This is a genomic window from Myxococcus faecalis (assembly GCF_050039385.1).
GTDB lineage: Bacteria > Myxococcota > Myxococcia > Myxococcales > Myxococcaceae > Myxococcus > Myxococcus fulvus.
Genome location: NZ_CP144336.1, coordinates 8,610,801 through 8,630,028, shown reverse-complemented (window position 1 = coordinate 8,630,028; position 19,228 = coordinate 8,610,801). Strand labels below are relative to the sequence as shown.

Genomic DNA, 19,228 nt, shown 5'->3' with positions numbered 1-19,228 from the left:
CAGCGCCCGGTCCGACGGCGAGCGAACCACCCTGGTTCGTCGACGACGAGCCCCGTCCCGAGAGGCGTCTTGCCGCATGGGTGCGCTGCACGCCGGGACTTCGCTCCACCCAACATGAACCCGTGACTCCCGGACAGGCGTCTCACGGCATGCCCTCGGCTCCAGGCGGCCGCGCTTCACGCGGCGCCTCGCTCGAGGGTGCCCTCCGTCTGCATCTTCCACAGCGCCGCGTAACGCCCGCCCCTCGCGAGCAACTCCGCGTGCGAGCCGCTCTCCACCGCCCGCCCCGCCTCCATCACGTGGAGCACGTCCGCGTTCACCACCGTGGACAACCGGTGCGCGATGACCAGCGCCGTGCGCCCCGGCAACACCGCCGCCAGCGCAGCCTGCACCTCGCGCTCGCTCTCGGGGTCCAGGCTGCTCGTCGCCTCGTCCAGGACCAGCACGCGCGCTCGCGCCAGCACCGCCCTCGCGATGCACAGTCGCTGCCGCTGACCACCGCTCAACGTCACGCCGCGCTCGCCGATGCGCGTGTCGTAGCCCTGGGGCAGCGCCCGGATGAACCCGTCCGCGTTCGCCACCTTCGCCGCCGCCTCCACTTCCTCACGCGTGGCGTCCGGTCGCGCATAGCGAAGGTTGTCCAGCACCGTCCCCTGGAACAACAACGGCTCCTGCGTCACCAATGCCAACTGCTCGCGCAGGCTCGCCGCCGTGTACCGGTCCATGTCCACGCCGTCCAACAACAGCCTCCCGGACTGGGGCCGCTCGAAGCGCATGAGAAGCGACGTCACCGTGCTCTTGCCCCCACCACTGCCTCCCACCAGCGCCGTCACCTGCCCTGCCTTCAGCTCCAGCGTCACGCCCTCGAGCGCGCGCCGCTCGCCATACGCGAAGCTCACGTCCTCGAAGCGCACCGACTGGGACAAGGGCGGCGCCGACACCGCGTCCGGCGCGTCCTGCACCGGGTGCTTCAAGTCCAGCAACGCGAAGAGCCGCTCACCCGCCGCGCCCGCCTGCATCGCGAACTGCGTCACCCGGCCCAGGTCCTTCACCGGCTGGTACACCAGGATGACCGCCGTCAGCAGCGACAACAGCGCCTCCGGCTCCATCAACTTCGCGCTCGCCGCGAAGGCCAACGCCCCCGCCAGCGCCGCCGCCGCCAGCACCTCCATGATGCCGGGCACCCCGCCACGCGCCCACGCCGCCCCCACCACCGCCTCCTCGTGCGCCTTCGCGTGCGAGGCGAACCGCGCCAGCTCCGCCTCCTGCCCGTTGAACGCCTGAATCGTCCGCAGTCCGCCGAGCCCCTCGTGGAGCTGCCCCGCCAGATGCCCCAGCTGCGTCTGGCCCTCGCGCGTGCCCTTGAGCACCTTGCGCGTCAGCCTCGACGCCGGCAGCGCCGCGAGCGGAATCACCACCAGCATCAGCCCACCCAGCAGCGGGCTCATCGACAACGCCACTCCCGCCAGGATGATGACCTGCAGGCTGTCCCGCAGGTACGAGCCCACCGTGTACATCGCCGCCGCCTCCACCGCCGCGACGTCCGACGAGAAGCGACTGAGCAAGTCTCCCTGCCGCTCACGCGCGAGCTGCGCCGGCGACAACGACGTGAGCTTCACGAAGAGCTCCCGCCGCAGGTCCTTCACCACCCGCTGCGCGAAGAGGCCCATGAAGTAGAACTGGCCCAGGTACCCCACGCCCTTCACCGCGCCCACCACCACCATCATCAGCGGGAAGCCCCACAGCGCCGCGTCACGCGGCAGGTCCGAGAGCCACGGCACCCGGTTCGCCCCGCCGAAGCCCTCCTCGCCGCCCGACAACAGGAAGCGCAGCGCGGGGCCCGTCAGGTACGCGTACGCCCCCGTGGCGATGCCCACGAACGCCATGCACACGAACGCCACCACGAGCACCGCCGCATGCGGGCGCGCGTAGCGCAACAATCGCCAGAGTGTCCGCCCCATCTGCCTACCGTCCCACCTTGCGCAACGCCGCCTTGGCCAGCTGCGAGTACGGGTTGTACTCCAGCACCTTCAGCAGCTTCTTCCGCGCCAGCGGCGCATCCCCCAGGTCCGTGTCGATGATGGCCGCGATGATGTGCAGCCGCTCCACGTACGGCCCCAGGGACAACGCCTTCTTCAACACCTTCTGCGCCTTCTGCGCACGCTGAACCAACGGACCGCCCGCTCCCTGGTACGTCGCCCAGGCGAGGAAGGAGTAGTACTCCGGCTCGCGAGGGTTGAGCGTCACCGCCTCCTCGAACGCGTGCATCGCCGACAGGAAGTCCCGCCGCTTCAGCGCGGACTCGCCCCGGCGCAGCGCAATCTCGGCGTCCACCACCACCGCCGTGTTGCGCCCCACGTCCAGCTTGCTGAAGAGGTACTGGAGGTACGCCTTGCGCTTCTCCTCCACGCTCAACACCCGGTAGGACGCCGACAGCTTCTCCTGCACCGAGTCCAGCAGGTCCTTCAGGTCCGAGATGTCGTACTCGGCATACGTGTCCGGGTGAAAGCGCATCGCCGTCTCGTGGTACGCGCGCTCCACCGCCTCCGCGTCCGCCGCGATGTCCAACCCCAGGCTGCCGAAGTAGCTGCGGGTGATGATGCGCACCGCCTCCTCGCGCAGCGACGCCGCCGTCTCCACCGGCAACGACTTGCGCTTGCGCGGGCCAATCCGGTCCGGCACCACCGCCGCCGACAGCACGTCCGCCCCCGTCGCCACCGGCGTCGGGGAGAACGTCACGCCCCCCGTCAGCTTCAGGAACCACAACAGCGAATACGCCGCGCTCAGCTCCCCGCGGCCATGCGCGAGCAGCTCCTTGAGCACGATGCGGCCATTGACCTGCATGGCGATCTTGATGTCGTCCGTGTCCAGCGCCATCGCCTGCAAATCACGGCCGAACTCGGGCGAGCGCACCGGGTACTCCCCCAGGTTCGCCTTCAGCGACGCGGCCATCACCTTCAGCGGGAAGGTGCGCCGCGCGCCCTCCAGAATCTGCGCCAGCGGCGGCAGGTCCACCGACGCCACCTCCGCGGTGAACTCGTCGCCGGAGTAGAAGGCGTACCGGCCCTCGCGCATGCCCAGCACCCGCGCCAGCTTGTCGCGCGTGTAGTCCCGCAACAACTGCGACAGCTCCTCACCCACCAGCTCCACGCCCGCGTCCGCCAGCGCCGAGCCGATGCGCAGCCCCGAGCCCAGCGCCTCCACCACCTGCTCCGCCTGCGCGGGCGTGGCGAGCTTGCGCTCCACGAGGTAGCGCGGCAGCGAGTCCTCCTTCACCGTCGAGTCGAAGCTCACCGGCCCGCCGCGCAGGAAGTACACCCGCCGACTCAGCCCCCGGTGCGCCACCACCAGCACACCATCCCGCCGCAGCCGGTGGATGGAGTGCAGCAGGCCGGGCAGCGGATAACCCTTCAGCTCGCCACTGTTCACCGCCGGACGCGACAGCGTGGACGCCAGGCCCGACAGCGGCACCGCCTGCGCCGCGCGCACGAGCGACTCCAGCCGGGGCACCAGCTCGCCGGGCTTGAGCGGGTCCGCGACGTACGCATTCACCTTCAGGTCCAACACCGAGCCCACGCCCCGCGCCCGCCCCAGGTGCCCCTTGTCGATGGCGACGATGGGCACGCGCCCACCCTGGCTGTGCCCCCGGATGAGCTGCACCACGTGCGAGCCCTCCACGCGCGGCAGGTCCACCGACAACACCATCACATCCGGGTTGTCCGCCGCGAAGTGCTCCAGCGCCGCGATGGGGTCATTCACCGCGCGCACGGAGTACCCGGCCTGCGAGAGCAGGCCCGTCAGGTGCTCGAGCGTGGGGGGATGGCTCTCGGCGAGCAGAAGCGTCTTCAAGGGTTGGCGCAGTCTACACCTTCACCCCGGCTTGCATCAGGGTACGATGCGCCCCCCTCACATGACGCCCCCGCCCCGAATCCTCGTCGTGGCAGGCGAGGCCTCCGGCGACGCCCATGCCGCAGAGCTCGTCGCCGCCCTCCAGGCCCGCCGTCCGGACCTCACCTTCTTCGGCATGGGCGGCTCGCGCCTGGCCGCTCGGGGAGTCGAGCTGCTCTTCGACGCCCGCGAGGTGTCCGTCATGGGCATCACCGAGGTGCTCCCCCGCATCCCTCGCATCCTCCAAATCATGAAGGGCCTGGCGAACGCGGCCGCCGAGCGGCGCCCCGACGTCGCCATCCTCGTCGACATCCCGGACTTCAACCTGCGCCTGGCCGAGAAGCTCAAGGCCCAGGGCATCCCCGTCGCCTATTACATCTCGCCGATGATCTGGGCGTGGCGCCGCGGCCGGGTGCGCACCATCAAACGCCTGGTGGACCGGATGCTGTGCATCCTCCCGTTCGAGGAGGACTTCTACCGGGAAGCCGGCGTCGCCGCCCGCTACGTGGGCAGCCCCGTCGTCGAGCAGGTCCCCGCCCCCGACAGCCCCACCGCGTTCCGGGAGCGCCTGGGCCTGGCCAGGGAGGCCCCCACGCTCGCGCTCCTGCCGGGCAGCCGGATGAGCGAGATCCGCCGGCTGCTGCCGTCCATGGTGGACGCGGCCCGCCGCCTGTCCGCCGAGCGGCCCGGGCTCCAGGTCGTGGTCCCCGTGGCCCCCACCATCCCCCGCGAGGAGGTGCTCTCCCGCTTCGAGGGCAGCGGCCTGACGCCGGTGCTGGTGGACGGGCATGCCCCGGAGGTGGTGGGCGCCAGCGACGCGGCGGTGGTCGCCTCCGGGACGGCCGTGCTGGAGGCGGGGCTGATGCAGCGCCCCCTCGTCGTCATCTACCGGGTGTCCCTCATCTCGTACTGGGTGGGCCGGCTGATGCTGAAGGTGGCCTTCGTGTCCCTGGTCAACCTGCTGGCCGGGCGGCGCGTGGTGCCGGAGCTGCTCCAGGGGGAGATGACCCCCGAGCGCATCGCCGACGAGGTCCGGAAGGTGTGGGTTCCGGGGGCCGCCCGGGACGAGATGCTCCAGGGGCTGGGCGAGGTCCGGGGGCGGCTGGGCGAGGCAGGGGCCGCCACCCGGGCGGCGGAGACCGTCATGGAGCTACTGCCCCCGCGCGCCATTTAGGGTATGTCGGCCCGGCCATGAACCCAGCGCTGGTCTGCATCCCCACCTACAACGAGCGGGAAAACATCGAGGCCATCACCCTGGCGGTGCTCAAGGCCGACCCGCGCGTCGACATCCTCATCGTCGACGACAACTCGCCGGACGGAACGGGGCACATCGCCGACCAGCTCGCCGCCAAGGAGCCCCGCGTGCGGGTGCTCCACCGCGAGAAGAAGGAGGGCCTGGGTCGCGCCTACCTCGCCGCCTTCCGCTGGGCCCTGGCGGAGGGCTACACGTACATCCTGGAGATGGACGCGGACTTCAGCCACGACCCGCGCTACCTGCCCGGGCTGATGGACGCGGCCGAGGCGGGCGCCGACCTGGTGCTCGGCAGCCGCTACGTCACGGGCGGTGGCACGGTGAACTGGGGCGTGGGCCGCCAGGTCATCAGCCGCGGCGGCAGCCTCTATGCCCGCACCATCCTGGGCGTGGGCGTGCAGGACTTGACTGGCGGCTTCAAGTGCTTCCACCGCCGGGTGCTGGAGACCCTCGACCTGGATGCCGTACACAGCACCGGGTACGCGTTCCAGATCGAGCTTACCTACCGCACGCTGAAGAACGGCTTCACCGTGCGCGAGGTCCCCATCATCTTCGAGGACCGCCGCGTGGGGCACTCGAAGATGAGCAAGAAGATTTTCGCCGAGGCGCTCACCATGGTGTGGAAGCTGCGCCTCACGGTGTAGTCGCAAAGGTCGTGCGGTGATGAAGGACTACCTGACGCAATTCCTCGTCGCCCTGCCGGCGGTCTTCTTCGTGGTGGACCCCATCGGCGTGGTGCCGCTGTTCCTGGCCATGACGGCCGGGGACACGAAGGAGAAGATACGCCGCACGGCGATGCGCGCGTGTCTGGTGGCGTGCGGGCTGATGACCTTCTTCGCCCTGTTCGGCACCATCATCTTCAAGGTGTTCGGCGTGTCGCTGGGGGCCTTCCGCGTGGCGGGCGGAATCCTCCTGCTCATCACCGCGCTGGACATGCTGCGCGCGCGTCCGTCCGAGACACGCACCACCCCCACCGAGGAGCAGGAGGGCGTGGTGAAGGAGGACGTGGCCATCGTCCCCCTCGCCATCCCGCTGTTGTCGGGGCCCGGAGCCATCGCCACCGCCATGGTGCTGATGGCTCGCGGCAACTCCAACTCGATGGCCTCCACCCTTCCGGTGCTGGCGGCCATCCTCCTGACGTTCGTCTTCAGCTACTTCATCCTGCGCGCCTCCGGGCTCGTGCAGCGGGTGCTGCGCCAGTCCGGCGTCGCCATCGTCGAGCGTGTCATGGGGCTCATCCTGGCCGCCATCGCCGTGCAGTTCATCGCGGACGGCGCCAAGGAATTGCTGAAGTAACCTAGTTGCCGACGACCCAGGTGGGGCCCGCGCGGCGCAGCGTGCCCTGGGGCTTGCCCTCCAGGGTGAGCTCGTCCGGGCCCGCGCGGCGCGCGTCGTACGCGTAGCCCTCGCGAATCTCCTGGAGGTAGACGACGACGGCGTCCAGCACGCTGTCCTGCACCACCTTGAAGGTGGAGTCGCCGCAGCGGGGCTCATCGCCTTCAAAGAAGCGCTCCAGCATGGACTGCTCCGGGCGGCGCACGTACACGCGCACCGGCGTGGGCTCGTGACGGCCCTGGGCGGCGATCTCCTCCACCACCCGTGACGGTGTCGGTTCCTTCAACACGGATTGAACCAGGCTGCACTTGTCCGCCTCCACCTCCCGCCGCACGGCAAGCGGCGCCTGATGCGCGCAGCCCGCCCCCACCAGGAGCGCCATCCCCACCACGCCCCAGGTCCACCGTTGGAATCGGTCCATCCGCTGCTACCTCCTCGTCACTGCGTCCGTCCGCTACAGCTTCCTCCACCGCGGCGAGAAGGGAGCGCCGGCGAGCACCGGGTCCTCCACCGCGATGATGTATTCCGCCCGGCGGTTGGCAGCCTCCGCCGTCTCGTCCGGAGTCCGCACCGCGGGGGACTCCTCGCCAAAACCCTCGTAGAAGATGGGGACCTTCAGCCCTCGCTGACGGAAGGCGGCGGCGATGCTGCGCGCGCGCTTGAGCGACAGCTCGCGGTTGTCCGCCGTGGCGCCCACGGTGTCCGTGTGGCCCAGCACGTACAGACGAACCGCCGCGAAGCGGCCGTATTTCGCCAGCGCCTCCGCAATCAACGCATGGCTCCTGTCCAGCTTGCCTCGCTCGCCGGCGGGAATGTCCGCGCGCCCCGAGGCGAAGCCCACCTCTTCATGGGGAATGTCCACGCGCCACGGGAAGAGGTCCACACCCGTGTAGAAGTCCGATGTGTCGAAGGCTCGGAGGGAAATCTTCATCACCTTCCCCTCGGCGGCCGGCCAGCTCAATGACAGCGGCGTGCCCGCCTTCTCGCCCTTGAAGGCCACCTCCCCCTCGAAGGCCTTCTTCCCCGTGTCCATCAGCACGGTGAGCTCCACGCGGCCCGCGGGACGCGAGAGCTGGAAGCGCAGCGTGCGCCCCGGCACGTCCACGTCCTCCGGGCGCACGTCCAGGCGCAGCGGCCCGTTGAGCTCCGTGTCGAAGGACAACGGCAGGCTGCCCGACTCGGCGTTGGCGAAGCGCACCACCAGCTCGCCCTCGTAGTGGAAGCGGCCCTCGGGCTGCTCCAGCTCGATACGCCGGGTCATGCCTGGCTTCCCGCCGCCCTTCACGTCGACCACCTTCCCGTCGTCGCGTTTGAGCTTCACCTCGAAGCCCGCGATGGGCTCCTCGATGTGCACGAGCAATGCCGGGAGCTTCTCGCCCACCGCGGCCCGGCCCTCCAGGGACACGCGGATGGCGTCGGCGAACGCGGGCAGGGGTGTCGAGGCGACAAGACTGAGCAATAGAACCAGGCGGGCATTCATGGCGCGGCGTCGACTCCGGCGTCGCGGGTCGCCGTGCAACAGCGACCCGGATGGGTGGATTCCTCCGCGCCAGGGTAGGACGGTGTCCCCCGCGTGGAAATGCTTCGCGAGCGTGGAAACGCCTCGCGAGCCAGACGCGAGAAGCGCGCCGACATTCATTCCCGCGCGCCACACCTCTCAGGGCAGCCGGGGGGACGGCCACCAGGCCCTCTCCTGCCCGGGCGCGAGAAGGGGGCCGCTACCGCACGCCGACGAGCGTGATTCCCGCCGCGCGCGCGTTGGCGAAGAGCTCCGGCGCGTCCAGCAGCACCGTGCGCCCGGCCTCCAGCGCCAGCACCCGGGCGCCCACTTCCTTCATGACCTCCAGCGTGCGGGGCCCCGCGGCGGGCAGGTCGAAGCGCAGGTCCTGCTGCGGCTTGCAGCGCTTGACGACCACCGCGCCCGCGCCGCCCAGCTTGCCGCCCCGGCGGATGGCCTCGTCCGTGCCCTCCACGGCCTCGAGCGCCAGCACGTGGCCCTGGTGCACCACCACCGTCTGGCCCACGTCCGCCTGCCCCAGCAACGCCGCCACCTCGCGCCCCAGCGCCACGTCCTGCTGCTGGGTGGGGCTCAGCTCGGGGCCGGCCAGGTGCCCCTCGGGGCACAGCACCTCCCCGAGGAAGTCCGTGGGGGCGATGATGGTGATGCCGCGCGACTCGAAGTCCGCGGCCACCGCGCGCAGCAGCGCATCATCCCGGAAGCTGCGCAGCCGGGAGATGATGCGCACCGCGCCCAGGTCCGGCCGGGCCTCGGACAGGGCCTTCACCCGGCCGATGCCGCCCGCCATGGCCGCCTGCTTCACGCCCGCGGCGACGAAGGCCTTCTGGATGCGGTTGACCTGCCCCACCCGCACCCAGGTGAGCGAGCCCACCTCCGAGGCCAGGGCCGGGTTCGTCTCGCCCTTGTGGGCCACGGCCACCACCTCCAGCCCCCGGGCCCGCGCGGCGCGCGCGAACAAGAGGGGAAGCTGACCGTTGCCCGCGATGAGGCCGATGCGACCGTCCGGAGGTGCGTGCTCCATGTCCACAGCCTAGCGCGTCAGGCCGCGCTTGCTCTGGGAGATGAAGGACACCAGGTGGTCCACTTCCGGGTGGCCGCCCAGCTCCGTGCGCAGCCGCCCCAGCGCCTCCTGCAGCCCCAGCTTGGAGCGGAACAGGATGCGGTGGGCCTCCTTGATGCGCTCAATCTGGTCCTTGGTGAACCCGCCGCGCTCCAGACCCACGGTGTTGAGCCCCACCAGCTCCGCCCGGTCTCCCTGCGCCGTGGCGTACGGGGGGATGTCCATGGTGACCATGGCCCCGCCGGAGATGAAGGCGAAGCGGCCCAGGCGGGTGAACTGATGCACCGCCGCCAGGCCGCTGATGATGACGTGGTCCTCCATCGTCACGTGGCCCGCGAGCGCGGACCCGTTGCCGATGCGGCACCCGTCGCCGACGACGCAGTCGTGGGCGACATGGCTGTTGGCCATGAAGAGGTTGCCGTTGCCGACGCGCGTGGCGCCGCCGCCGCCCGCCGTGCCCTTGTGCAGGGTGACGAACTCGCGAATCTGGTTGTCGTCGCCGAGCGTGAGCTCGGTGTCCTCCCCCGCGTACTTGAGGTCCTGCGGGTCCGCCCCCACCGAGGCGAACTGGAAGATGCGGTTGCGCGCGCCGAGCGTCGTGCGGCCCTCGATGACGACGTGAGGGCCCACGTGGGAGCCCTCGCCAATCGTCACCTGCGGTCCGATGACCGAGTAGGGTCCAACGTGGACCGACTCGTGCAGACGCGCATCGGGGTGAACCACCGCGGTGGGATGAACCTGAGCCATGTCGTCTCCTCTACCTCGCGGGCCCGCGGTCAGGACGCCGCGCCCTCTTCCGCCGTCGCGCCCTTGTCCTTGTCCACCACCGTGGCCAGGAACTCGCCTTCGGCGACCTTCACGCCATCCACCGTCGCCGTGCCCTTCGTCTTCCACACGGCGCCCTTGTGGCGCAGCACTTCGATTCCCAGCTGCAGCCTGTCTCCGGGCACCACCGGCTTGCGGAAGCGCGCCCCGTCCACGCCCATCAGGTAGGTCACCTTCTGGCTCGGGTCCATGTTCTCGCTCTTGTACGCGAGGATGGCCGAGGCCTGGGCGAGCGCCTCCAGGATGAGCACGCCGGGCATCACCGGGTGGCCGGGGAAGTGGCCGTTGAAGAAGGGCTCGTTGATGGTGACGTTCTTGTAGGCGGTGATGCGCTGGCCGGGAACAATCTCCACCACCCGGTCGATGAGGAGGAACGGGTACCGGTGCGGCAGCAGGTTCTGGATTTCGCCGATGTCCATCACGGGCCCTTCTCCTTCTCGAGCTGCTCCACCCTTTTGCGCAGGGCGCGCATTTCCTTGAGCAGGTCCGCCACCTGCCCCGAGGCCGCGCTGGCCCGGAGCCACTCACGGTGGGGGATGGCCGGGCTGCCGCTCACGATCTGTCCGTCGGGGACGTCATGGGCCACGCCGGACTGGGCGCCGACCTTGGCCAGGTCACCCACGCGGATGTGGCCCACCACGCCCACCTGGCCCGCGAGCACCACGCCGGTGCCCACCTCGGCCGAGCCGGACACGCCCGCCTGCGCGCAGATGAGCGCCAGCGGCCCCACGCGGACGTTGTGGGCGATCTGCACCAGGTTGTCGAGCTTGGTGCCGCGCCCCACCACCGTCTCGCCCACCGTCGCGCGATCGATGCAGGTGCACGCGCCCACCTCGACGTCGTCCTCGATGCGGACGATGCCGACCTGGGGAATCTTGAAGTGCTGGGGCCCGTCTTCCCCTTCCGGGTCGAAGGCGAAGCCGAAGCCGTCCGCGCCCACCACGCTGCCGGCGTGGAGGATGACGCGCGAGCCCACCACACAGCGCTCGCGCACCGTGACGTTGGGGTGCAGCACGCTGTCCTCGCCGACGGAGGCGTGCTCGCCCACGTAGGCGCCGGGATACAGCACCGAGCGCGCGCCCACCTTCGCGCCCGCCTCCACCGTCGCGCCGGCGAGCACGCTGGCCTCCGGGTGCACGGTGGCCTCCGGGTGCACCCACGCGCCCGGGCGGATGCCGGGGGCGGGACGCACGTCGGGGTGGAACACGCGCAAGAGCCGCGCGTAGGCCAGGTGCGGATTGGACACGCGCACCAGCGCCACGCCCTCGCGGGCCGGCTCGCTGGTGCCCACCAGCACGGCCGAGGCGCGGGAGGCCTCGAACTGGCGGCGGTAGCGCGTGTTTCCGTAGAAGGACACGTCTCCCGGGCCGGCTTCCTCGAGCCCGTTGAGTCCGTGGATGAGCTGCTCAGGGTCGCCGAGAAGCTCGCCACCGACGAGGGCGGCGAGCTCCCCGAGCCGTCGGGGTGCGGGAGAGGTCTTCACGGGAGCGCGGGGCTACTTCGTCGGGGCGTCCTTGGCCGCCGTCGTCTTCTTGCCGGAGCCGTTGTAGGCCCGGATGACCTCGTTGGAGATGTCGTACTGGGCCTTCGCGAAGACGATGCCCGAGTCCCGCTTGTCCAGGACCATGCCCAGGTCATCGCGCTGCGCGATGGAGGCCACCACCTGGTCGATCTTGTTGATGATGGGCTCCATCTCCTGGCGCTCCTTGTTGGCCGCCTCGCCCCGGCTCTTCTCCCACTTCTGGGCGAGCACCATCACCTTCTTCTGCAGCTCGCCCTCCTTCTGGGCGCGCACCTCGGCCGTCATCGCGCTCGCCTGCTTGTCGAGCGTCTCCTTCTCGGCGCGCAGGGCGGTCTGCTCCTTGTCGATCTCCTTCTGCTTGTCATCCAACCACTTCTGGAGACGGGCCTTGGCGGCCTTGCCGTCATCCACCTCGAGCAGGACGCGCTGGAGGTCCACGTAGGCGACCTTCAGTTCGGCGGCCGAGGCGGCCACCGGCAGGGCAAGCGACAGGACGGCGGCCAAGGCCGCGACAGTGGTGCGAAGCGACATGTTCAACAGCTCCTCAGGGAAGGGTACAGGGTCCGACGTCAGACGCCCGGGCTTGTTCAACCCTTCCCGCCAGGGCGGGGCCGGGACGACAGGCGACGGCTTATCAGAAGAAGTTGCCGATAGTGAACTCGAACAGAATCCGGTCGTCCTCCGGCCGCCTGGTGAGCGGGATGCCCCACTCGAAGCGCAGCGGGCCGATGGGGCTGAACCACCGGAACCCGAAGCCCGCCGAGTGGAAGAGGCCGAGCGGCAGGTCGTTCTGTCGGTCCTGGAAGAAGCGCTCGCTCGACGCGAAGGCGTTGCCGGCGTCGTAGAAGAGCACACCCCTCAGGCCGGCCTTCTCGAAGATGGGGAACTCCAGCTCGAAGTTGAAGACGAGCTGCTTGTTGCCGCCGACGAGGAAGTCCGTGACGGTGGCGTCCGGACTGCCGGAGCGGGGCACCTTCACCGAGGGGCTGATGCTGCGCAGGTAGTAGCCGCGGACGCTGTTGATGCCACCCACGTAGTACAGCTCGGAGATGGGCAGCGGCTTGTTCGAGTCGAGCTGCTGGATGTAGCCGATGGTGGCGTTCGTCTTGAAGACGAAGCCCAGCGGCATGGGGAAGTACAGGCGCGAGTACGCGGTGTACCGGTTGAAGAGGAACGTGCCGCCCAGGAAGTCCGGGGCCAGCTCCACCGAGCCGAAGTGGATGAAGCCGCGCGAGGGGAACAGGCGGTTGTCGCGGCGGTCGAACGAGAGCGACAGGCGCGCCGCGCTGGTGGTGCCGGACAGGAACTGGTTGGCCAGCAGCACCGCGCCCAGGTTGGAGCCCGCCTCCACGTTCACCCATTCACGCGTGTAGCCGATGGTGCCCAGCAGGTCGTCGATGAACTGGTAGCCGATGGAGACGGTGCCGCCGGTGGAGTTGCGGATGAAGCCGTCGTAGTCGGCCTGGACGCGGAAGAACTCCGCGGACAGGAGGTAGTTCGTGTCCAGGAAGTACGGGTCGTAGAACGACAGCTGCACCAGCGAGCGCAGGCCGGAGATCTGCGCGGACGCGGAGACGCTCTGGCCCCAGCCCAGGAAGTTGTTCTGGGCGATCTGCGCCGTGAAGATGAAGTTCTCCACGTTGGAGAAGCCCAGGCCCACCTGGAAGGTGCCGGTGGCCTTCTCCTTCACCTCCACCTGGAGGACGATGGTGTCGTCGGTGCTGCCGGCGCTCTGGGTGATCTCCACCGTCTCGAAGAAGCCCAGCGCGGTGACGCGGTCCTTGCTGCGGCGCACGCCGGTGCCGCTGTACAGCTCGCCCTCGTAGACGCGCAGCTCGCGGCGGATGACCTTGTCGCGCGTCTTGCTGTTGCCGACGACGTTGATGCGCTCGATGGTGACCTGCGGGCCCTTCTGCACGTCGAAGGTCAGGTCCACCGTGCGGTTGTTGGCGTTGACGCTGGTGACGGGGTTGATGTTCGCGTACGCGTAGCCCCGGTCGTAATACACGTCCGACAGGCCGACGATGTCCTGCGACAGCTGCGAGCGGTTGAAGCGCTGGCCCGGCGTCGACTTCATCAGCTGCGCCATGCGCTCCTTCGACACGTCGTCGAGCAGGTCGCCGGAGAAGTCGATCTTCCCGATGTCGTAGGGCTCACCCTCCTCGATGCGCAGGGTGATGTAGATGTAGCGCTTGTCGGCGGAGAGCTGGACGGTGGGCTTGTCGATCTTGACGTTGATGAAGCCCCGGTCGAAGTAGGCGATCTGGATGACGGCCAGGTCGCGCTGGAAGGCCTCCTCGCGGTAGGTGCCCTCGCCGGTGAAGAAGGAGAAGTAGCCACCCTCGCGGGTGATCATCGTCTCCTTGAGCTCCTGGGCGGGGACCTTCTCCGCGCCGATGAAGGTGATCTGCTTCACCATCACCTTGGCGTGCTCGTTGATGATGATGATGACGTCCACGCTGCCCCCCGTCTCGGAGGGCTTGATCTGGTGGGTCACCTCGGCGAGGAAGTAGCCCTTCTCCACGTACTTGGCCTGGATCTTCTTCACCGTGCTGCGCACGGCTTCCATGTCCAGGATGGTGTTGGGCTTGGCGTCGAGCTCGTCCTTGAGGTCGTCGCGGCTGAGCTCCTCGTTGCCCTTGAGGTTCACGGCCCGGACGATGGGCCGCTCCTCCACGCGGACGACGTAGGCCACGCCCCGGGGCAGCCGCTGCACGAGCAGCTCCACGTTGGTGAAGTAGCCCAGGGCCCAGACGGCGCGGAGGTCCTCGGCGGACTTGGACGCGTCCAGCGTCTGGCCCACCCGGGTGCGCAGGGCGCGGCGGATGGCCTCGGCCTCCACGCGCTTGTTGCCCTCGACGCGAATCTCCACCACCCGGTCGGGGTCGCCGTCCTCGGGGGGAGCCTCTTCGTCGACGGGGGCGTCCGGGGGACGCGCGGGAGTCGGGGTTGCGGGCGCGGGGGAGCTCGGAACCGGGGCCTCGGAAGGCGCACCCCCGTTCACCTGCGCCTGGACGGAGCCGGGCACGAGCGACCACAGGACGACCGCTAGCAGCGGGAGCAGTGACTTGCGCGACAGAACGGGGTGCCTCAAGGGGAGACCGGCCAGGAAAAGGCGGGGCAATCTACGAGAAGGGGCCGAAGACCCTCAATCCAAAAGCGCGGAGCCATCAAGCCTCCGACACCTGCCCCCCTGCCAACCGCAGGCGGCGGGGCATGGAACGGGCCAGGGTTTCATTGTGGGTGACGACCACGGCGGTGATGCCCAGGTCCCGGTTGACGTCCCTCAGGAGCTGATGGATGCCCTCGCCCGTGGCCGGGTCCAGGTTGCCGGTCGGCTCGTCGGCGAGCAGGACGGCGGGCTTGAGCACCAGGGCGCGCGCCAGGGCCACCCGCTGGGCTTCACCACCGGACAGTTCCCCCGGCCTGTGGTCCACCCGCTGTCCCAGTCCCACCCGCTCCAGGAGCTCCCGGGCGTAGGTATAGGCCCCGGCGCGGTCCTTGCGCTGGATGAGCGCGGGCATGGCCACGTTCTCCAGGGCGGTGAACTCCGGCAGCAGGTAGTGGCTCTGGAAGACGAAGCCCATCGTCTGGTTGCGGAACTCGGCGATCTCCGCGTCGTTCATGGCGAACACGGAGCGGCCCTCGAAGAAGACCTCCCCCGCGGCCGGCGCGTCCAGGGTGCCCAGCACGTGCAGGAAGGTGCTCTTCCCCGCGCCGGAGGCGCCCACCAGCGAGACGAGCTCTCCCTTGCCGATGTCGAGCGACACCGCGCGCAGCACGTCGATGCGCTTGCCGTGCAGGAAGTAGCTCTTGAAGACGTTGCGGATGGACAACAGCGTCATGGCTACTCCGCCTTCAACCCTTCCACCGGCTCCACGCTGCTGGCCTTGAGGGCCGGGTAGATGGAGGCCAGGTACGTGACGAGCACCGCGATGACGACGGCCAGCGCGGTCTGCAGGGGCTCCACGCGCACCGGCAGCGCGGGGATGTAATAGACCTCGGGGTCCAGCTTGATGCCGACCTTCTCGATGAAGAGGCACCACGACAGGCCGGAGAACAGGCCCAGCAGGCCGCCGGCGACGCCAATCTGGAGCCCCTCGGCGAGGAAGATCTTCACGATGCCGCCATCGGGGACGCCCAGCGCCTTGAGCACGGAGATCTCCTTGCGCTTCTCCAGCACGAGCATGATGACGGTGGCGACGATGAGGCCCGCGGCGACGATGATGATGATGGAGAGGATGATGCCCATCACCAGCTTCTCCAGGCGCAGCGCGGAGAAGAGGTTCTTGTTCATCTCGCCCCAGTCGCGGGCCCGGTAGGGGTAGCCGCCCAGCGCCTTCACCACCTGCCCGGCGATGCGGCGCGCGTCGTCGATGTCGAGCACCTTCAATTCGATGCCGGACGCGCCCTGGACGCCGAAGAAGTCCTGCGCTTCCTTGAGCAGGATGTAGACGAACTTGGAGTCGTACTCGTACATCCCCGAGTAGAAGATGGCCGCCACCCGGTAGGCGCGGTTCTTGGGGACGGGGCCGGACGGGGACAGCTCGGTGCCCAGCGGGGACACGACGTTGACGCGGTCCCCCACCACCACGCGCAGGGACGCGGCCAGCTCCCGGCCAATCACGATGCCGGGCAGCACCGCCGCCGCCTTCTTGGCGGGGCCGGTGCGGCGGATGATGTCGTCCTCCGCGGGCGCCTCGTCACCCTCCCCCGCCGGGGTCTCGGACTCCTCGTCGTCCCCGCCACGCGAGAGGATCTTCTCCGGCGTGTAGAGGATGTCGAGCGAGCCGCCGCCCAGGATGTTCCGGGGCAGGTCCGTCACGTCGCCCACCGTCTTCGGGTCGATGCCCTTGATGATGACGCCGTCGACGTTGCCCTCGGACGCGATCATCACCTGGTTGATGATGAACGGCGTCTGCCCCGCGATGCCCGGGACCTTGCGGATGGTCTCCATGACCTTGGGGTACTCGGGCAGGTCCCCCGCGTAGCGCGACACCACCGCGTGCGCGTTGGTGCCGAGGATCTTCTGCTGCAGGTCCGCCTCGAAGCCGCTCATCACCGACAGCACGATGATGAGCGCCATGACCCCCACGCCCACGCCGCCCACCGACAGCGCGGTCATCATCATGGTCGGCGACTGCTCGCGCAGCTTCAGCTTGTGCAGCGCCTCGGAAGCGGCCAGCGGGTCCGACAGGCCCAGCGAGCGGATGCGCGTCTTCTCCACCGCGGCCTCGGCGGCGCGGATGATGAAGTAGACGAGCAGCGGCGGGATGATGCCGAACATCAGCACCGCCAGCGTCCCCAACAGGAGCGACGGGCGGAACACCGCCACGTGGCGGCGCGCGACGAACAGCTCGAAGCCGAGCTTCAGGTCCACGCGCCCGCTGCCGGCGGCGATGAAGCCCGTGTTGATGCCGAGCACCAGCGCCAGCACCAGCCCGGTGAAGGTCAGCCAGTACGCCAGCTCCGGGCGGCCCAGCAATCCCGCGACATACGTCACCTCGCGCAGCCGGTAGCCGAGCGCGAGCTGGAGCGACGGAATCCGCTCCATCAGCGTGAGCAGGATGGGGACCGGCAGGCCCAGGTAGAGCACGCCGATGGTGGCCTCGGGCAGCGCGAGCCGCTGCGCGCGCGAAGCGCCCACGAAGCCGGAGATGAAGGCGACCAGGCCCGCGACGACCAGGGCGATGGCGAACGCCCCCGTGGGCGGGAGCGACAAGCCACCGCCGCCCGCGTCACGCGCGGAGGACAGGTCCGTGGAGGGCACGCCGCTGGAGAGCACCGTCTGGAGCAGCACCAGCACCAGCTCCGCCAGCAGGATGCCGCCGCCGTACGCCGCCAGGGTGCTCCAGTAGAAGTCCCGGTAGCGCGCCAGGCGAGGATACAGCGGGGCGCCGGCCGCGGGGCTCGGGCCTTCCGTGGGCTCGGGCGCGCGGCGGATGCCGGAGGCGATGAGCCCCCAGCCCACCAGCCAGGCGAGCGCCCCCGACCAGAGGAAGCCGGGGCTGCCCAGGGGGAGCGACTGCTTCGCGGCGGCCTGCGCCGGCAGCAGCATCACGCCGTCGACGAGCTGGGCCACCCCACCCCAACCGAAGAGCGACAGGCCCAGGGCCGAGGCCACCTCCGCCCACGCCTCGGAGGCGGAGATGGAGAGGCCGACGAGGATGAGGCCCACCAGGGCCACGAGTCCTCCGGCCCAGATGAGACTCCAGCGATGGACGGTCTGCCGTTCTGCCGAGTGCACTTGGCCTCCTGGCTACTTCGCCAGTGGCTTGAGGAGCGGAAAAAGGATGACGTCGCGGATGCTCTGCGAATCCGTGAACAGCATCGCGAGGCGATCAATCCCGATGCCCTCACCCGCCGTGGGGGGCATGCCGTGCTCCAGGGCGCGGATGTAGTCCTCGTCGTAGTCCATCGTCTCCTGCTGTCCGCGCTGCTTGGCGTCGAGCTGGGCCTGGAAGCGGCCCTTCTGGTCCAGCGGGTCGTTGAGCTCGGAGAACGCGTTGGCGATTTCCCGACCCGCCACGAACAGCTCGAACCGGTCCGCGATTTCCGGATTCTGGTCGTTGCGCCGGGCCAGCGGCGAGACGGCGGTGGGGAAATGGGTGATGAAGGTGGGATGGATCAGGGTGTGCTCGACGTGGGCCTCGAAGAGCGCGCCCACCAGCTCCCCGTGCGTCATCGTGTCCACGGCGCGGCGCTCGGCCTCGCCGCGCGTCGTCTTGAGCAGTTCGTGGCGCAGCTTGCCCTCGTCCGACATGTCCTTGTCGGACAGCGCGCTGCCCAGCGCCTCGCGGATGGCCTCCGTCATGGAGATGCGCTTCCAGCCCTTGCCGAAGTCAATCACGTGCTCGCCGTACTTCACCTTGGAGTCGCCGGTGACGGCCTTGGCCGCCTCCGAAATCATCTCCTCGCTCAGGTCCATCAGGTCCTCGTACGTGGCGTACGCCTGATAGAACTCGAGCATGGTGAACTCGGGGTTGTGCCGGGTGCTGATGCCCTCGTTGCGGAAGTTCCGGTTCACCTCGTAGACGCGCTCCAGGCCGCCCACCACCAGTCGCTTCAGGTACAGCTCCGGAGCGATGCGCATGTACAGGTCGATGTCGAGCGCGTTGTGGTGCGTGGAGAACGGCCGCGCGGCGGCGCCCGTCACCAGCGGGTGCATCATGGGCGTCTCCACCTCGATGAAGTCACGCCCGTCGAGGAAGGAGCGGATGAAGCGGACCAGCTTGTTCCTGCGCAGGAACGTCTGCTTCACGTCCGGGTTGGACACCAGGTCCAGGTAGCGCTGGCGGTAGCGACTCTCCACGTCCGTCAGGCCGTGCCACTTCTCCGGCAGCGGGCGCAGCGACTTGGTCAGCGGGGAGAACTTCGTCGCGGCCAGGGTCAGCTCGCCCGTCTTCGAGCGGAACAGCGTGCCGGTGACGGCCAGGAAGTCGCCCAGATCACACAGCTTGAAGACCTCGTACGCGTCCGCCAGCGCGTCCTTCTTCATGTGGACCTGGATTTCGCCCGAGCGGTCCCGCAGCTTGATGAAGGCGGCCTTGCCGAACGAGCGCATGGCGACCAGCCGGCCCGCGACGTCGTAGGTGACGGGGGTCTGCTCGAGCGACTCCGGGGTGGAGTCCGCATGTTTGGCGAGGATGTCGGCGGCGAGGTGCTGGGGAGCGTGGCCGTTGCCGTACGGGTTGAAGCCGGCCTCGCGCCACTTCGCGGCCTTCTCCAGCCGCTGCTCGTAGATTTCCTGCTCCTTCGAACCCAGGTCGTTGTTCTGGTCTTCAGCCATCGCGCGCCCTTCCAAGAGGCGCGGCACCGTAGCCAAGG

16 protein-coding genes are annotated in these 19,228 nt (G+C 69.4%); 3 read left to right on the top strand and 13 right to left on the bottom strand.

Going from position 1 to position 19,228, the window contains the following annotated elements; all coding sequences use genetic code 11:
• Positions 1 to 176: 176 nt before the first annotated feature.
• Positions 177 to 1,961: an ABC transporter ATP-binding protein gene (locus VZQ01_RS34900; protein WP_426745786.1), complete on the bottom strand. Its 1,785-nt coding sequence runs from the start codon at positions 1,959 to 1,961 to the stop codon at positions 177 to 179.
• A gap of 4 nt (positions 1,962 to 1,965) precedes the next feature.
• Positions 1,966 to 3,849 (bottom strand): DUF4388 domain-containing protein, encoded by a 1,884-nt coding sequence (locus VZQ01_RS34895; RefSeq protein ID WP_223745839.1) that lies wholly within the window; start codon positions 3,847 to 3,849, stop codon positions 1,966 to 1,968.
• Between the two features lie 61 nt (positions 3,850 to 3,910).
• Between VZQ01_RS34895 and lpxB the strand changes: the two genes are divergently transcribed.
• Genes lpxB through VZQ01_RS34880 form a run of 3 tightly spaced genes read left to right on the top strand, consistent with a single transcriptional unit; the run spans position 3,911 to position 6,436 of the window.
• Positions 3,911 to 5,062, top strand: coding sequence for a lipid-A-disaccharide synthase (gene lpxB / locus VZQ01_RS34890; protein ID WP_408889873.1), 1,152 nt, complete (start codon positions 3,911 to 3,913; stop codon positions 5,060 to 5,062).
• A 17-nt stretch (positions 5,063 to 5,079) separates the two neighbouring features.
• Positions 5,080 to 5,784: a polyprenol monophosphomannose synthase gene (locus VZQ01_RS34885; protein ID WP_046714810.1), complete on the top strand. Its 705-nt coding sequence runs from the start codon at positions 5,080 to 5,082 to the stop codon at positions 5,782 to 5,784.
• A gap of 19 nt (positions 5,785 to 5,803) precedes the next feature.
• A complete protein-coding gene (locus VZQ01_RS34880) occupies positions 5,804 to 6,436 on the top strand; it encodes a MarC family protein (protein WP_141331721.1) in 633 nt (210 codons plus the stop codon).
• A gap of 1 nt (position 6,437) precedes the next feature.
• Here the strand turns inward: VZQ01_RS34880 and VZQ01_RS34875 are convergent, their stop codons facing one another.
• The 11 genes from VZQ01_RS34875 to lysS all read right to left on the bottom strand — a co-directional run bounded on the left by VZQ01_RS34875 (position 6,438) and on the right by lysS (position 19,190).
• Positions 6,438 to 6,896 (bottom strand): hypothetical protein, encoded by a 459-nt coding sequence (locus VZQ01_RS34875; RefSeq protein WP_046714811.1) that lies wholly within the window; start codon positions 6,894 to 6,896, stop codon positions 6,438 to 6,440.
• A gap of 33 nt (positions 6,897 to 6,929) precedes the next feature.
• Positions 6,930 to 7,934 carry an OmpA family protein gene (locus VZQ01_RS34870; protein ID WP_426745785.1) on the bottom strand — a complete coding sequence of 335 codons (1,005 nt, stop codon included), beginning with the start codon at positions 7,932 to 7,934 and terminating at the stop codon, positions 6,930 to 6,932.
• A gap of 259 nt (positions 7,935 to 8,193) precedes the next feature.
• Positions 8,194 to 9,015 carry an LpxI family protein gene (locus tag VZQ01_RS34865; RefSeq protein ID WP_223785658.1) on the bottom strand — a complete coding sequence of 274 codons (822 nt, stop codon included), beginning with the start codon at positions 9,013 to 9,015 and terminating at the stop codon, positions 8,194 to 8,196.
• A 9-nt stretch (positions 9,016 to 9,024) separates the two neighbouring features.
• Positions 9,025 to 9,801: an acyl-ACP--UDP-N-acetylglucosamine O-acyltransferase gene (gene lpxA, locus VZQ01_RS34860; RefSeq protein WP_046714813.1), complete on the bottom strand. Its 777-nt coding sequence runs from the start codon at positions 9,799 to 9,801 to the stop codon at positions 9,025 to 9,027.
• A gap of 29 nt (positions 9,802 to 9,830) precedes the next feature.
• The gene (gene fabZ, locus VZQ01_RS34855) at positions 9,831 to 10,298 is read right to left on the bottom strand and encodes a 3-hydroxyacyl-ACP dehydratase FabZ (protein ID WP_046714814.1); all 468 of its coding nucleotides are present in this window, start codon (positions 10,296 to 10,298) and stop codon (positions 9,831 to 9,833) included.
• Positions 10,298 to 11,362 (bottom strand): UDP-3-O-(3-hydroxymyristoyl)glucosamine N-acyltransferase, encoded by a 1,065-nt coding sequence (gene lpxD / locus VZQ01_RS34850; protein WP_223745835.1) that lies wholly within the window; start codon positions 11,360 to 11,362, stop codon positions 10,298 to 10,300. Before lpxD ends, fabZ begins: the two co-directional genes overlap by 1 nt.
• A gap of 12 nt (positions 11,363 to 11,374) precedes the next feature.
• Positions 11,375 to 11,932, bottom strand: coding sequence for an OmpH/Skp family outer membrane protein (locus tag VZQ01_RS34845; protein WP_223745834.1), 558 nt, complete (start codon positions 11,930 to 11,932; stop codon positions 11,375 to 11,377).
• 103 nt (positions 11,933 to 12,035) lie between these two features.
• Positions 12,036 to 14,276: an outer membrane protein assembly factor BamA gene (gene bamA / locus VZQ01_RS34840; RefSeq protein WP_426745784.1), complete on the bottom strand. Its 2,241-nt coding sequence runs from the start codon at positions 14,274 to 14,276 to the stop codon at positions 12,036 to 12,038.
• A gap of 295 nt (positions 14,277 to 14,571) precedes the next feature.
• On the bottom strand, positions 14,572 to 15,246 hold the full coding sequence (locus tag VZQ01_RS34835) for an ABC transporter ATP-binding protein (protein WP_046714818.1): 675 nt from the start codon (positions 15,244 to 15,246) through the stop codon (positions 14,572 to 14,574).
• A gap of 2 nt (positions 15,247 to 15,248) precedes the next feature.
• Positions 15,249 to 17,648 carry an FtsX-like permease family protein gene (locus VZQ01_RS34830; protein WP_223745832.1) on the bottom strand — a complete coding sequence of 800 codons (2,400 nt, stop codon included), beginning with the start codon at positions 17,646 to 17,648 and terminating at the stop codon, positions 15,249 to 15,251.
• Positions 17,649 to 17,660: 12 nt separating this feature from the next.
• The gene (gene lysS / locus VZQ01_RS34825; RefSeq protein ID WP_223745831.1) at positions 17,661 to 19,190 is read right to left on the bottom strand and encodes a lysine--tRNA ligase; all 1,530 of its coding nucleotides are present in this window, start codon (positions 19,188 to 19,190) and stop codon (positions 17,661 to 17,663) included.
• Positions 19,191 to 19,228 lie beyond the last annotated feature (38 nt).

Excerpts from the sequence above, each read along its gene's own strand:
- VZQ01_RS34900 (WP_426745786.1), bottom strand. The coding sequence starts at position 1,961 with ATGGGGCGGACACTCTGGCGATTGTTGCGCTACGCGCGCCCGCATGCG.
- lpxB (WP_408889873.1), top strand. The coding sequence starts at position 3,911 with ATGACGCCCCCGCCCCGAATCCTCGTCGTGGCAGGCGAGGCCTCCGGC.
- VZQ01_RS34885 (WP_046714810.1), top strand. The coding sequence starts at position 5,080 with ATGAACCCAGCGCTGGTCTGCATCCCCACCTACAACGAGCGGGAAAAC.
- VZQ01_RS34880 (WP_141331721.1), top strand. The coding sequence starts at position 5,804 with ATGAAGGACTACCTGACGCAATTCCTCGTCGCCCTGCCGGCGGTCTTC.
- VZQ01_RS34875 (WP_046714811.1), bottom strand. The coding sequence starts at position 6,896 with ATGGACCGATTCCAACGGTGGACCTGGGGCGTGGTGGGGATGGCGCTC.
- VZQ01_RS34865 (WP_223785658.1), bottom strand. The coding sequence starts at position 9,015 with ATGGAGCACGCACCTCCGGACGGTCGCATCGGCCTCATCGCGGGCAAC.
- lpxA (WP_046714813.1), bottom strand. The coding sequence starts at position 9,801 with ATGGCTCAGGTTCATCCCACCGCGGTGGTTCACCCCGATGCGCGTCTG.
- fabZ (WP_046714814.1), bottom strand. The coding sequence starts at position 10,298 with ATGGACATCGGCGAAATCCAGAACCTGCTGCCGCACCGGTACCCGTTC.
- VZQ01_RS34845 (WP_223745834.1), bottom strand. The coding sequence starts at position 11,932 with ATGTCGCTTCGCACCACTGTCGCGGCCTTGGCCGCCGTCCTGTCGCTT.
- VZQ01_RS34835 (WP_046714818.1), bottom strand. The coding sequence starts at position 15,246 with ATGACGCTGTTGTCCATCCGCAACGTCTTCAAGAGCTACTTCCTGCAC.
- lysS (WP_223745831.1), bottom strand. The coding sequence starts at position 19,190 with ATGGCTGAAGACCAGAACAACGACCTGGGTTCGAAGGAGCAGGAAATC.